Origin of the sequence: Bradyrhizobium sp. AZCC 2176 (assembly GCF_036924645.1) — a bacterium.
Classification (GTDB): domain Bacteria; phylum Pseudomonadota; class Alphaproteobacteria; order Rhizobiales; family Xanthobacteraceae; genus Bradyrhizobium.
In genome coordinates, this window is sequence record NZ_JAZHRX010000001.1 from 3587639 (window position 1) to 3601092 (window position 13454).

16 protein-coding genes are annotated in these 13454 nt (G+C 62.0%); 10 read left to right on the forward strand and 6 right to left on the reverse strand.

The window, feature by feature from the left end:
* Window positions 1-23: 23 nt before the first annotated feature.
* From V1288_RS16640 to V1288_RS16650, 3 genes are all read right to left on the reverse strand, one after another.
* Window positions 24-542, reverse strand: coding sequence for a hypothetical protein (locus tag V1288_RS16640; RefSeq protein WP_334358061.1), 519 nt, complete (start codon window positions 540-542; stop codon window positions 24-26).
* Between the two features lie 18 nt (window positions 543-560).
* On the reverse strand, window positions 561-1532 hold the full coding sequence (locus V1288_RS16645) for a TIR domain-containing protein (RefSeq protein WP_334358062.1): 972 nt from the start codon (window positions 1530-1532) through the stop codon (window positions 561-563).
* 219 nt (window positions 1533-1751) lie between these two features.
* The gene (locus V1288_RS16650) at window positions 1752-2345 is read right to left on the reverse strand and encodes a hypothetical protein (RefSeq protein WP_334358063.1); all 594 of its coding nucleotides are present in this window, start codon (window positions 2343-2345) and stop codon (window positions 1752-1754) included.
* Window positions 2346-2500: 155 nt separating this feature from the next.
* Here V1288_RS16650 and V1288_RS16655 point away from each other — a divergent pair, with 155 nt between their 5' ends.
* From V1288_RS16655 to V1288_RS16665, 3 genes are read left to right on the forward strand one after another with little or no spacing between them, the layout of a single operon-like run.
* Entirely contained in the window at window positions 2501-3595 is a 1095-nt protein-coding gene (locus V1288_RS16655) for an amidohydrolase family protein (protein ID WP_334358064.1), read from the forward strand.
* On the forward strand, window positions 3588-4700 hold the full coding sequence (locus V1288_RS16660; RefSeq protein ID WP_334358065.1) for an amidohydrolase family protein: 1113 nt from the start codon (window positions 3588-3590) through the stop codon (window positions 4698-4700). The genes V1288_RS16655 and V1288_RS16660 overlap by 8 nt, the downstream gene beginning before the upstream one ends.
* A 17-nt stretch (window positions 4701-4717) precedes the next feature.
* The gene (locus V1288_RS16665) at window positions 4718-5131 is read left to right on the forward strand and encodes a Rieske (2Fe-2S) protein (RefSeq protein ID WP_334358066.1); all 414 of its coding nucleotides are present in this window, start codon (window positions 4718-4720) and stop codon (window positions 5129-5131) included.
* Window positions 5132-5256: 125 nt separating this feature from the next.
* Here V1288_RS16665 and V1288_RS16670 read toward each other — a convergent pair whose 3' ends face one another.
* On the reverse strand, window positions 5257-5895 hold the full coding sequence (locus tag V1288_RS16670; RefSeq protein ID WP_334358067.1) for a TetR/AcrR family transcriptional regulator: 639 nt from the start codon (window positions 5893-5895) through the stop codon (window positions 5257-5259).
* A gap of 104 nt (window positions 5896-5999) precedes the next feature.
* Between V1288_RS16670 and V1288_RS16675 the strand changes: the two genes are divergently transcribed.
* The 7 genes from V1288_RS16675 (at window position 6000) to V1288_RS16705 (ending at window position 11018) form a co-directional block, all read left to right on the forward strand.
* A complete protein-coding gene (locus tag V1288_RS16675; RefSeq protein ID WP_334358068.1) occupies window positions 6000-6695 on the forward strand; it encodes a PspA/IM30 family protein in 696 nt (231 codons plus the stop codon).
* 44 nt (window positions 6696-6739) lie between these two features.
* The gene (locus V1288_RS16680) at window positions 6740-7015 is read left to right on the forward strand and encodes a YiaA/YiaB family inner membrane protein (protein ID WP_247781242.1); all 276 of its coding nucleotides are present in this window, start codon (window positions 6740-6742) and stop codon (window positions 7013-7015) included.
* Between the two features lie 188 nt (window positions 7016-7203).
* Window positions 7204-7623, forward strand: a complete 420-nt coding sequence (locus tag V1288_RS16685; protein ID WP_334358069.1) for a hypothetical protein — start codon at window positions 7204-7206, stop codon at window positions 7621-7623.
* A gap of 313 nt (window positions 7624-7936) precedes the next feature.
* Window positions 7937-8212 carry a YiaA/YiaB family inner membrane protein gene (locus V1288_RS16690; protein ID WP_334358070.1) on the forward strand — a complete coding sequence of 92 codons (276 nt, stop codon included), beginning with the start codon at window positions 7937-7939 and terminating at the stop codon, window positions 8210-8212.
* Between the two features lie 248 nt (window positions 8213-8460).
* The gene (locus V1288_RS16695; protein WP_334358071.1) at window positions 8461-9522 is read left to right on the forward strand and encodes a hypothetical protein; all 1062 of its coding nucleotides are present in this window, start codon (window positions 8461-8463) and stop codon (window positions 9520-9522) included.
* Entirely contained in the window at window positions 9519-10718 is a 1200-nt protein-coding gene (locus tag V1288_RS16700; protein WP_334358072.1) for a hypothetical protein, read from the forward strand. Before V1288_RS16695 ends, V1288_RS16700 begins: the two co-directional genes overlap by 4 nt.
* Window positions 10719-10811: 93 nt before the next feature.
* Window positions 10812-11018, forward strand: coding sequence for a hypothetical protein (locus V1288_RS16705; protein ID WP_108519872.1), 207 nt, complete (start codon window positions 10812-10814; stop codon window positions 11016-11018).
* A 382-nt stretch (window positions 11019-11400) separates the two neighbouring features.
* Here the strand turns inward: V1288_RS16705 and V1288_RS16710 are convergent, their stop codons facing one another.
* On the reverse strand, window positions 11401-12429 hold the full coding sequence (locus V1288_RS16710) for an IS110 family transposase (protein ID WP_334356129.1): 1029 nt from the start codon (window positions 12427-12429) through the stop codon (window positions 11401-11403).
* Window positions 12430-12598: 169 nt separating this feature from the next.
* Window positions 12599-13450: an SDR family NAD(P)-dependent oxidoreductase gene (locus tag V1288_RS16715; RefSeq protein WP_334358073.1), complete on the reverse strand. Its 852-nt coding sequence runs from the start codon at window positions 13448-13450 to the stop codon at window positions 12599-12601.
* Between the last annotated feature and the right edge of the window lie 4 nt (window positions 13451-13454).

Below are 13454 nucleotides of genomic sequence, written 5' to 3' on the forward strand. Positions count from 1 at the left end.
ACGGACCGCGCGATATCATTTGTTTAGCCGCGTTCAAAGCGAATGTGCAGCGCGCCCTTCATCAAGGGATTTCCTTTACAAAATTCTTCCCAAACCGAGTCAGCTGATCGATTTGGCCATAGATGGTTTAGCAGATGAATATGGGGCCCGCCTGCCCAGTGATTTCTGTGTCTAGCTTGGTCACGATTATCAAAATAGAAAAAATGCCATGCACGTTCGTTCCAAAACAAATGCCCGGAAAGCATCCGCCGTTCTTCGAACGTGGCGTAAACCTTGTTGGCTGTTCTTTGCGCGGCTGGCGTGAATCGACCGACACCGTTCGCTGCAAGCGCCGCAAGGTCGGAATCCGACAAGGTTAGATGTTCTGGAACAAATTGGCGATGGTGCGATGCGTGCAGGAATGGAGCTTCTGCTGATGACCGGCACCACATGATGAGGTCTGCAAGGTCTCGCTTACACACTGTCGAATCCCGGCAATGCTTCTTCAAATCACGCAGCTTATTGATCGTGAAGATTGCGAGGAGACTATCAATGCTGGACACGGGTCTAAGATTCCGCCGCTAATCGTCAAACCGATTGTCGCGAGGTATGTCGCCACGATTCGCTCGCTCGACAAGCTGGAGGAATTGCTTAATGGCCTCCTCCACGATGTCGTCATCCTTCAGAAGCTGTTGTTTCGTGTCGGCATCTGCCCATCGCAGATTGCGGTTGAAGTCGAGCTGCGGCCTAAAAGTGCGCCGCGATAGCTCGCGCGGCTCTCGCGTGTTGAAGTATCGTTCGCCCGGCAGGAAGAGGCGATTGCCTAGGCTACGCAGTCTTAGTTCGACATCTTCAATTACGTTTGTGAAATGCTGTGTCCAGTGCGCGTGAAGCGATATGCCATCATAACGAACAACGCACTCGCTATCCCGGATTTGCGCGTCGACTGTGTAGCTGATGCTGTCGCCGACCTCGCGCGCCTTTCGCACGATTTCGTTTAGCAGTGCATTCACCTGCGGTTTGGCTGTCTGATTGATGAACGGATGATCTCGGAAGAACCGCTTCTCGTCATGGCGCAGCTCAGCTTCTGCCCTAATCCGCTTTGCGATAATCAGCGGATTCGGCTTTGAGATTTCGCCACCGTTCTCTTGGACGCGCGCCTTGATGGCCCCGACAAGCTCCTCGATTGGGTAATCCTGATTGCTGAATCGGATGTGCGTGTTCGGTAACCAAACAGGCCGCGGGCTTGTCTTATCGAGGGTGACGAACAGCAGCGAATTCCATCCTTTCGCGAGGCATCGGTCCTTGATCGCCGTCTCTTCTACGCGCGTCCACGGTGTTTCACCCCACGGCTGGCGGAACAGGATGACTACCACCCTCGATTCGAGAAACGGTGTGCGCATCGATTCGAGGCCGTCGGTCCCTGCGAGTTCTTCCTGCTGCCGGGGGAAGAAGAACAACTTGAGTGTCTGCTCCAGCCGCGCGTGAAGCTCAGCGGCAAACGGTTCATCCTTGGCGAGGAATGAAATCGCAACGTCTAGTGAGGGGTCCATAAAACACAACCACAGTAGCCGAATCGGGAGCCTATACGGTGGCACAATGCAGGGTAGTGCTACGAGGGATTGAGGCGTTTCTCCCGCTTATTCACAGAGGGGAGCAATGGCACCTCTCGCGGATCGGCGAGAGGTGGTCGATTCCGCTGTGCCAGCAACACGGTAGCTACTTTTTACACCAGCCATACACCAACGCACTTAGCCGTTGATATCACGCCATTATTTCGGACAAGCACTTTCCCACAAGGGAAGAAGGGAAGGGCGCCGCCTCAATTTCCCGTCTCGAACGAGCAACTGGCGCCGCCGCCGGCCTTCTGCCTGATCTCGGCAGGATCGAGCGTGCAGTTGAGCTTCGAGAGGCTTTCGAACACCGATCCGGCTGCGCCGTCGGGCGGAGCGCCGGCCATGGCTTCGGTCGCAAAGATTTCGCTGGCCCGGCGTCCGGTGATGGTTTGCTTGGCGCCCTTGAACGTCAGTTCGCAGGAGCGTGGTGATATCGACATTGCTGACCCGGCAGACGATCTTGTCCGCGGTGACGGATATTTTCTTGGCGTAACGCACGCCGCTCTGTCCGACGAAAAATGCGCTGACGGCTTCCCGCTCATCCGCGGTCAGCAGCGGCGAATATAGCGCCACGACGCCGGCAAGCGCGAGCGCGGCCTGTCCGTTGGCCGTTGCCGGGGCGGCCGATGCGGTGGATGCGCCGGCGGTAAGAAGCGCGACGGCGAGAATCGCCAGCCTGCCGGATTTCATTTTCATCTCTTTAGCTGATACGCGCGCGCGTTCCGTAGCACAGAAGGCGAGCTTCGCCATTGGCGAATATTTCGTGTCGCGAACGGCTGGCTCGATGCGCTGTGCAGTTCGGGCAAGGCGGCCCCCTCAGTAAAGCGCTTGCGCCTCCCCTGCATCGGCGGCACAGTTGCGGACGCGACGCCAAGATCGCCGAGACGAAAACCCGAGGAAGCTCCATGGCGGCCACGCGGATCGACTGCGATATTCATCCCGCGGTGGGCGGAACCCGTACCACGCTGCTGCCCTATCTCGACGACCACTGGAAAGAGCAGGTGGTCAGCCGCGCCATCGACGGCCTCGATCTCAACTCCTATCCCCCCAACATGCCGTTCTCGGGCCGCGCCGATTGGCGGCCGGCCAATGGTAAGCCGGGCAGCGAACTCGCGATGGTGCAGCGCGGCGCGTTCGACCAGTTTGGTTCGAGCCATGCGATCTGCAACGTCGTCTACGGCGCGCAGGCGGTGTTCGATTCCTATATGGCGGCCGGCTTCTGCAAGGCGATCAATGACTGGATCGCGGCCGAATGGCTGTCGAAGGATTCAAGGCTGAGCGCCTCGATCGTGGTGCCAATACAGGCGCCTGACCTGGCAGTGGAAGAAATCGAGCGAAGAGCCAGCGACAATCGCTTCGTGTCCGTGCTGGTGCTTTCGCAGGGCGAAACGCTGCTCGGACGCCGGCATTACTGGCCGGTGTGGCAGGCTGCCGAGAAACACAAGCTCCCGGTCGCGATCCACGCCGGCAGCGCCTATCGTACTGCGCCGAGTTCGATCGGCTGGCCGTCCTATCGCTATGAATATTATCTGGCGGAAGCGCAGGCATTTCAGGCCCAGATACTGAGCCTGATCTATGAAGGCGTGTTCGGTAAATTTCCCGATCTCAAGATCGTGCTGATGGAGTCAGGCGTGAGCTGGCTGCCGGCCTTCATGTGGCGCGCCAACAAGACCTGGCGCGGGGTCCGCGTCGAGGTGCCGTGGGTCGAGCGCCAGCCGGCGTCGATCATCCGCGACCATATCCGCGTCACCATGCAGCCGTTCGACGGCCCGCCGGATGCCGCAGGCGTTGCCGACGTGATCGAGCAGATCGGCTCCGACAAGATGTTCCTGTTTGCGTCCGACTATCCGCATTGGCAGTTCGACGGCGACGATCCGATGCCGCCGCATCTGCCGGCGAGTATCGTTTCGCGCATGTGTGCCGACAACCCGTTAGAAACCTTTCCGCGGTTGAAGCTCGCCGCATGGAATTTCAATACCGAAGGAGGATCGCATGAGTGACGTCATCGACCGCCCCATCCTTGCTGAGGAGGAAGCCGCCAAGAGCCGGCTGCGCATCATCGATTGCGACGTTCACCCGAGCATCCATGCGCATGGCGACCTCGATCAGTTCCTGTCGAAACGCTGGCAGGAGCATTTGCGCACCTACGGCAGCCATCTGCGTACGCCCTATATCGGCACCACGCCGTATCCGCGCTCCTCGCCGCTGATCGCGCGCCGCGACGCGTGGCCGCCGACCGGCGGGCCGCCTGGTTCGGATCTCGATTTCATGCGCAAGCAGCATCTCGATCCGCTCAATGTCGAGTACGGTATTTTGCAGGTGCTTGATCTCTTCATCTTCTCGCAGCAGAACCTCGAATTTGGCGCTGCGATCCAGCGTGCCATCAACGACTGGCAGCTCGCGTTCTGGTCCGACCGCGATCCGCGGCTGAAGGCCTCGATCCTCGCCGGGCAGGACGATACCCAGTTCGCGATCGCCGAGATCGAACGCTGCGCAAAAATCGGCCGCTATGTGCAGATCAATGTCTGCCCACGCGCCAACGAGCCGCTCGGCCGCCGCCGTTACTGGCCGATCTATGCGCGAGCGCAGGAGCTCGGCCTGCCGCTCGGTATTCACGTCGGCGGCTATGGCGGGCATGCGCCGACCGGCGGCGGCTGGCCGTCCTATTATGTCGAGGAGCACCAGTCGAACGCGCATACCATGGCGGCGCAGCTCACCAGCCTCGTGCTCGAAGGTGTCCCCGAGCGCTTCCCTGACCTCAAGATCGTGTTCATCGAGGGCGGTTTTGGTTGGATTCCATCCGCCACCTGGCGGATGGATCGGCACTTCGAAGCCTTCCGCAGCGAGGTGCCGCATCTGAAGCGCCGGCCGTCCGAATACGTGAAGGAGCATTTCTGGTTCACGACGCAGCCGATCGATGAGCCCGATGAAGGCAAGCATCTGCGCTCGCTGATCGAGTGGGTCGGCGCCGACCGTCTGCTGTTCTCGTCGGACTATCCGCACTGGGATTTCGACGACCCGCGCTACGCCTTCAAGACGCCGCTGAGCGAGACCGAGCGCCGGAAAATCTTCAACGGTAACGCGCGTGCGCTCTACAAGCTCTGAGCGACGACAAGGATAACATGGCCCGCCACATCGTCGCCCGCACGTCAGATATCCCGCCCGGCGGCAACAAGGTGTTTGGCGTCGACGGCCGCGACATTGTCGTGTTCCACGTCAATGGCGAATTCTTCGCGCTGCTCAATCGCTGCCCGCATGAAGGTGCGCCGCTGGAAAAGGCCGCCTGCGTGGCACGGCTGACCTCGCCGGAGCCCGGCATCTACCAGCGCTCCCGCGTCGGCGAACTCTTGCGCTGTCCGTGGCATGGCTGGGAATTCGACATGCGCAACGGGCAATCGTACTTCGATCCGAAGCGGGTGAAGGTCCGCTCCTATCCGGTCGCAATCGAAAGCGGTGAAAAACTGCAGAAGGGACCTTATGTGGCCGAGACGTTTCCGGTGCACGTCGAGGACAGCTACATCATTATCGAGACCTGAGCTGCCTGCCATGGTTCGCCGGGCAGCTCCCACCACGTCGTCCCGGCCTTGAGCCGGGACCCATAACCACCGCTGCCGGCGATAGATAGAGCTGTGACCCCCATCGTGCCGGAAGTCTGACGCGGCTATGGGTCCCGTGTCGCACTTCGCTTGCCCGGGACGACGGTGGAAGCCAGCCCATCGACCATCGCACGCACGATGGATGCAATTTCCTTCCGCAATGCCTCGACCGGCACCGCGATCAATTTCTGTTCGAGCCCGAGCAGCACCATGCCGTGCGCGGCGGAGAACAGACTGCGTGCCGTCACGCCGAGTTCGGCCGGCGTTCGCTGGGGAAGGAGCTCGGCGAGCGGACGGTAGATATGCCGGAACAGATCCATCTGTTCGCTGATCGCCCATTCCGGAACAGGCTTGCCTGGTGCCATCCGGTGTTCGAACAGCGCGCGCCACAGTTCGAGATTTTCAGCGGCGAAGTCGCAATAGGCCACGGCAATTCGAACGAGTGTCTCCCGCGGTGAGGCCGGGCCATTGCTTTCTGCTGCGGTGAGGGAAGCATCCAGCCTGGAAAGCGTCCGCGACCCCACCCGCAGGATGAGTTCGTCCAGGTCATCGACGAGATTGTAGACCGCACCGTTGGCGACCCCGATTTCCCGCGCCAGCTCCCGTGTCTTCAGGCCCGCCAATCCTCGTGCGGCAATGCTTCTTTCCGCCGCCAGGATCAGTTCTTCCCGTAATTTTGCTCGTCTTTCCAGCGTCTTAGACATTATTTACCAATTTCTTGAGCGTTGCTCAAAATAGTTCTTGAGCAGTGCTCACGTTGGTGCTACAACAAATTCATGAGCATCGCTCATAACACAGGGAGCTACCAATGTTCAAAACTGTTTTGACGCTCTTCCGGGGCAGCGTGGCTGCCGCGGGGGAAGAACTGGAAGACCGCTCGGCGCTTCTCATTCTCGACCAGCAGATGCGCGATGCGGCGGCGGCCGTTGAACGTTCCAAGCGCACGCTGGCGCTGGCGATCGCAGGCGACCAGCAGGAAGGCCGCCGTCTGAACGCCACCAATGCCCGGATCGCCGATCTTGAAGTTCGCGCCACTGCCGCGCTCGATGGTGGCCGGGAAGATCTCGCCCGCGAGGCGGCGCAGTCGATCGCCAATCTCGAGGCCGACCGCGACGCCGCGATGACCGCGCGAACCCTGTTCGCTTCGGAAATCGCCCGCCTCAAGCGTCATGTCGCCAATGCCGAGGCGCGGATCACCGAACTCGATCGCGGCCGTCGTATCGCCCGCGCGTCGGAAGCGGTTCGCGCGCTGCGCCGGGGCGGCATCGAAGCCGCGCGTCCCTACGAATCCACGCTGCCGGAAGCGGAGAACACGCTGAAGCGTCTGCGCGAACGGCAGATCGAGGCTCAGGCTGCCGCCGATGCCCTGATCGAACTCGATGCCGCCAGCGGACCGCAAGCGACCGCCGAGAAACTCGCCGAACAGGGCTTTGGCCCTCGGCTCAAATCAACCGCGGACGACGTGCTCGCGCGGCTGAACGCAAAACGCACGCAGGCTGCCTGAAACTGACCTCGATCGATTAAACCCATATCAAACAGGAAATTATCATGAACCAGAACGTCCAACCCCACAGCGGTGCCTGGGTTACCTTCACCTATGTTTCGTTTTCCGCCTCGGCCTTCATGGTCGCTGTCGGTGTGTTCTTCCTGCCGCTCGATCTCTGGATCAAGGGCTATCTGGCGATGGGCATCGTCATGCTCGTCCAGTCCTGCGTCACCCTGACCAAGACCGTTCGCGACATGCACGAGAGCGGCAAGATGGTGAACCGCATCGAGGATGCCAAGGCAGAGCGGCTGCTGATGGAAGTTTCCAAGGCCGCCTGATTCGAAAGGCTGCTTAGTTTCCAAGGCCGCGTAACCTGTGACGCGGTGCTGGCGAAGGCGGACGGCGGGTGTTTCAGCATCCGCCGTCCGTCGGCGGCCATAGCGCCATATTCGCTGCCCGGCATGATTCAGAAATCGCTGCAGTCCGGCCTCGCGTCGGAAGACTGAAGAAGAAAGGATCGACGTCAATGAAACGAACCGTGACGTTTCTTCTGCTGGGCCCCTCGCTGGTCGCGCTTGCGGTGTCGATGGTTGTTGCTGCCATCGCGGGTCAGATCGACGATGGCTTCATTGCAGTATGTGCGATTGCGTCTTTTCTGCTCACCTTGCCTGTATCGTCGATCACCGGGCTCGTGGACGGGTATCTTGCACGGGGCTTGCCGACGCTCTTGAGAGCGCTCCTGACCGCAGCCTTCGGCACGACGATTGCCATCGGCCTGGTTCTCGCCTTGTTCACGATCATGTTCTCATCGGCAGTGCCGCCAGAGGTCATGAATGGAGCCCTCTGCGCGGGCTTCTTCTTGCTGCTGCCGATGGGCTTGTGCTCGCTCTTGTCGGATGATGATGGCAACCGGCGACAACATTTGATTGAACCGGCCTGCGCGTGAAGATGGGATGCGAGGGCCGCGTAACCTGTGACGCGCGACGCCAGCGAGCGCGGACGGATGTCTCAGCATCCGCTTTTCGCTCGCAGCTAGAGGGCCCTATCCGCCCCACGGTTCCTTGTCATGAATCATTTGACGCCGCCGCTCAATGCGTCATTTACCCTTTCACAACCTGAGGGCGACTGGCTCATGGCTCATTAACTGGCGCGGGCGCAGAAATGCCCGGCGGATTAGGTTGCGGCGTGGCTTCGCGAAGCGCATGCTGTCCGTCTGAGACCGATATTTCATCGCATAATCTCATTTGCAGGATGGCGCCATGAATCAGAATATCCAACACCACAGCAACGCCTGGGTCACCTTCACCTATGCTTCGTTCGGCACCTCGGCGTTCCTGGTCGCGATCGGCGTGTACTTTCTCCCCGTCGACCTCTGGATCAAGGGCTATCTCGCGATGGGCATCGTGATGCTCGTTCAGTCCTGCGTCACCCTGACCAAGACCGTGCGTGACGTTCATGAGAGCAGCCGCTTTGTGAACCGCATCGAGGATGCCAAGGCCGAACGGCTGCTGATGGAAGTTTCAAAGGCTTCGTAATTTCCAAGGCTTCGTATTTTCCAAGACTCCGTAATTTCCAAGGCTCCGTAATTTCCAAGGCCTCGTAACCTGTGGCGAGGTCGTGGCGAAGGCAGGCGGCGGATGCTTCGGCATTCGCCGTTTGCCTGCCTTGCAGAATGTTTGACCTCACCAACACATCGTTTACCTTCCCGCCACCGTAACGTGTCGCACTCATGGCTCCTTAACGGGCCCGGCGCACAAATCCGGACCGAGTGCGGGCAAGTGGCATGGCGTTTATCTCGAGCGGCAATTCAGCAATCCGTCATGCCTTTGGGCAGACCTTAGGGCAGGTCCGCTCCGCGGCCGGACGCCTCGGCGGCTATGGCGTGTTCTGGCTGAAGGCGCTGCGCCAGCCGACCATCGACCTCACCATTCGCACCCATGCCGGGCTGATCACGCGCATTGTCGAAACCCCCGGCCTATCGCTTTCGGAAGCCGAACTCGGCGAACTGGTAGCGCAATTGCGCGTCGTGGCCGCCAAAACGCTGCCTGAGGAAAGCCTCACCTACGGCATTTTCTCCGGCGACCGCGAACGGTTGGCACGGGCCATCGTCACGCTGATCTCCGAGGAAGCGACCGGACGGCCGATCGCCTTCAACGCGTTGTCGGTGATGGAGGTCGAACTCGATGGCGAACCTGCGGAGGTCACCCATCTCGGCCTCGTCATGGTCGATCCCGACGAGCGCGGGCGGGGGCTGTCCTGGGTTCTCTATGGCCTGACGGCGCTGGTCCTCTTTGTCCGTGACGGGCTGCGTCCGAAATGGATTTCGAACGTCACCCAGGTGCCGTCAGTGGTCGGCATGGTCAGCCAGACCTTTTCGGATGTCTTTCCGTCGCCGCACCCGGACGCACGCCAGAGCTTTGCCCATCTGCAGCTGGCTCGTGGCATCATGTCGCGTCACCGCGCCGTGTTCGGCGTGGGTGAGGAAGCCGGCTTCGATGAAGCCAGATTCGTCATCACCAACGCCTATACCGGTGGATCGGACGCGCTCAAGAAGACATTCGAAGCCGCGCCAAAACATCGCGATGAGCAGTACAACGCGTTTTGCGCGCGCGAGCTGGACTACGCCAGGGGCGACGACGTCCTGCAGCTCGGCCGCATCGATCTCGCTGGCGCGCGCCGCTATCTCCTGAGCGAAGTGCCCTCCGGTTCGCTGCCGGCACTGCTTGCCACCGGCACCGCGCTGGCCCTCCAGCGGCTGGTGCTTCCCGCCGTTCACTGGATGGATGATACGCGGCCCTTCGGCATCTTGCGGCCGCGGACATCCGGAAATGGGGGCGGCCCATGACGCCGGGAATGATCGCCGATTCCATCGTCAACCTGTGCGGCGCGATCGGCCTTGGCGTCGCCATGGCCACGCTCTACCGGCGCGATCCCAGGAGCCCGCTGACCCGGCGCCTGCTGGTCGCGCTTGGCATCATCGCGCTGCTGTTCCTCGTGCGCGGGACGGCGTGGTGGAGCGGCAGCGGGGTGCTCGACAACCTGTCGACGATTCCGGCCGCGCTGATCCCGCTTGGCGCCTTGCTCGTCACCGAAGGGATCCTGCGGCGTCATGCCCCGCGCCCGGCCAAGATCGCCATTTTGACAGGCGGCATCGCGCTCGGTCTCGCCGGCGCTGTCGGATCGGAGCGTCTTGCGGCGCCCTTTGCCTTCCTGCTCGCCTTGTTCCAGCTCGGCGGCTTTGCGATCTGCGCCTGGCTGCTGGCTGTGCGCGATCGGACCACGCTGATGGCGTCCGAGAATCGCAGCATCGGTCGCCTCGCCGTGGGCGCCGTCCTCGTCATTCCCTTCATCGTCACCGATTTCAGGGTGCTGATGCCGGATATCCCGGTCCGGCTTGGGGCACTGGGGGCATTGCTCGTCGTCACCGCGATCCTGATCGCCGAGCGTGGCGCGGAGACGCAGCGGCAGGCGCTTCTGATGACGGCGCTGCGACTGTCGAGTTCGGCACTTCTCGGTATCGCCGCCGCGTTTGTCGCGCCGGATGCCGATGCGGCGCAGGTCATGCGATTTTGCGCGATTGCGATCGCCGGTGTTCTCACCATCGGGCTGATGGTGGACGCGCTGCGCGCGCACTTCGAATCGCAGGTGCCCGGCGTCCTTAATTCGGTCGCTGCATCACCAGCCAGAACGCGTGACGCGCTGATCGCGGAACTCGCGCGTCACCCGTTGTTCGAGAGCGCCCGACGCTATCGCGAGAGCGAACTCAGGGCCTACGATCCCGCGCTGCTGCGCGATTTCCTGTCGAGCGTGCGGGTGCTGCGCCGCCCCGACGCGCCGTGGGGCCTGTCATTGTCCGATCCAGCGGTTGAGCGCATCGTGTCGCTATTGGCTGCCAGCAGCGCGACACATCTCATCGTCCTGTCGCACGATCCGATCGACGTCATCGCGTTGGCGGTTCCCGTGATTTCGGCCGATCCGGCCACGGAAACGGCGCTGGCCCTGGTGCGGCGCCTGCTGGCGCTGACGCCGGAGACCATCTGACATTCCGTCACGCAAATTTTCTTGCCCGGCTTACGAAATACATCGTGACTGTGATAAGACCGCGGCCGTAACGGTTCATGACAGGGCAGGCCGATGTCGAAGCAAGCGATGCGTGAGGAGGCCGAACGCCTGATCCGCGAGACGATGGAAAAGAAGGCCCTCGTCGTCAAGCAGGGCAACACTCGGATCGAGGCGGTCTGCGGCAAATGCGGCGCGCCGAACCGCGTCCAGGCGGAAAAGGGCGCCACCCGCGTCAAATACGTCTGCAAGCAATGCGGCGACAAGCAGGTGACGCTGTAGATGATCTTGTAGGGTGGGCAAAGCCACCGGGTCGCGCGAATGCGCGCCCGATGACAGGCTCCGCGTGCCCACCATTCCTTGCGGAGTGCGTGATGGTGGGCACGGCGCAAGTGCGCCTTTGCCCACCCTTCTGTAACGGGCCTCGATTAGTCAATCCCTTTTGCGTTGTCCGCTCGCCGGGGTCTCGCTTCTGTACGGGGTCGGCGCAGGGCCGCCACCTGATGGGGTTGGAAGAGGATAGGTCGACCAATCTACGTTGAGCGTGCTCACGAGGGCAACCTGGTGGGCAACGGCCTGACCTGATCCATCGTCCCGGCGAAGGGACTTCGCTTCGAGAAGGCCTGGTGTCGTGACCCGCCCGAAAACGGTTGCGTCTCTCCTGTCAGGCTGCCGTCGCAGCGGCGTTAAAGGGGGTTCCGTCGGCGAGCATGCGATGCATGATCACCGCGAGCCGGCGCGCCAGCGCCACCTTGGCTTTGCTGATGCCGGCGCGCTTTTTGATCCGCATGGCCCAGCTCTTCAATTGCGAACAGCCTTTGACCGGCTTGGTCAGCATGACGTTGGCGGCCTCGTAAAGCGCCGTGCGCACCGAGGCGTCACCGATCTTGCTGATCCGGCCGGTGTAGTCGGTCTCGCCGGATTGGTGCTTCTTCGGGGTCAACCCGAAATGGGCTCCTGCCTGCTTCGACGATTTGAACCGGGTTGGATCGTCGATGGCGCTGGCATAGGTCAGCGCCACGATCGGGCCGACCGCCGGGACCGACGTCAGCAGCCGCGCCTGCATGTCAGACCGCACCATCCTGCAGGTCTGCTTCTCGAAAGCTGCGAACTCGGTCCGCAGCACCGCCCGCACCGCCAGCAGCGCCTTGGCGATCATCTGCAGGTGCGGGTGGCCGTCCACGAGTTCCTCGATCCGTCCCGCGAACTTCTGCCCGGTCGTCTTGCCAACCTTCAGGCCAAAACCGCGCAGGATCCCGCGCAGGCTGTTCTCCACGTCGAGAAGCTTCGATTGCACCAGCTTGCGCGCCGTCAGCAGCGATCGGGTCTCTTGCGCACTGATCGATTTGCAGTGGACCGGTCGGAACCAGCCCAGCCGCATCAGTTGCGCAATCCCTCGCGCGTCGTTGCGATCCGACTTGACCGGCATCGCCTCAAACGCCTTCCGCACGTGCCGCGTCTCCAGCAGCTCAACGGCGAGGCCGGCGGCCTTCATCCCCGCAAACAGCCATTGCGACAGCGGCCCGGCCTCCAGCCCGATCCGCTCAAACTCAAAGCCAGACGACCGGAACCAGGCGATCAGCGCCTCCGGCTCGCTGGCCACCCTGGCCTCGCGCAAAATCTTGCCGCTTGCGTCAACAACACACACGCTCGAGCATTCCAATGACACGTCGATTCCGGCATAGTAGTTCATGGTCGTCTCTCCTCGATGTTTGGAGCGAGGCTCATCCCTCGACTCCGTCACACCATCAATGTGAGGGACGACCGCCCGCCCTCCAAGCAAGCCGCGCGCAGCGCGCCATCAAATAGCGCCGTAGCAAGCGCGGCTTGCTTGGAGGGCAGACCCGGGCCCGTTACCCCATCTACGTTCCCTTCACGAACCGCGCGAACGCCTCCGCATAATCCGGATGCCAGCGCGACAGCGCGGGACGATTTTCCACGATGTCGCCGGCGGCCCACAGCATGCGCCGTTCGTCGAGCGGCCGTGGCACGTCATTGTCCGGGCACAGGATGTAGAAATCGCCGGCCTCGATGCGCGCGATCATGAAGTCGACGGTCTGCTCCGCCGTCCAGGCGCCTGGTGGCTTCTCGGTACGGCCGCGCGCGGTCAGCGCGGTGAAGACGTGACCGGGGATCATCAGATGCGCTGATATCTTGCAGCCCGGCATGTTGCGCAACTCGTGCTGCAGCGCCTCCGTCTGCGCCTTCACGCCGGCCTTCGAGACGTTGTAGGCGGGATTGCCGGGCGGCGTCGTGATGCCCTGCTTGGAGCCGGTGTTGATGATGAGGCCGGGCCGGCCGCGTTCGATCATGTGAGGTGCAAACGCCTGGGTGCCGTTGATGACGCCCCACAAATTGACCGCGAGAATGCGCTGCCAGTTCTCCAGCGGGCCAAAACTGTTGCTGTCGGGGCCGATGCCGGCATTGTTCATCAGGATATCGGTGCCGCCGAACCGCTTGTGCACGGCGGCTTCCAGTCCCGCGAGGTCGTCGAAGCGGCTGACGTCGACCGACGCCGTCATGATATCGGCAACGCCGCCCTTTGCGACGGATGCCAGCTTGGCGGCCGCCTCGGCGAGCCGGTCAGCCCCGATATCAGCGATGCAGACCTTCATGCCGATGGCGGCGAAACGCGTGGCGGCGGCAAGCCCGATGCCGGACGCGCCTCCGGTGATCACGGCAACATTGTTCGGCGACATGGCGGGATGGGACATGCAG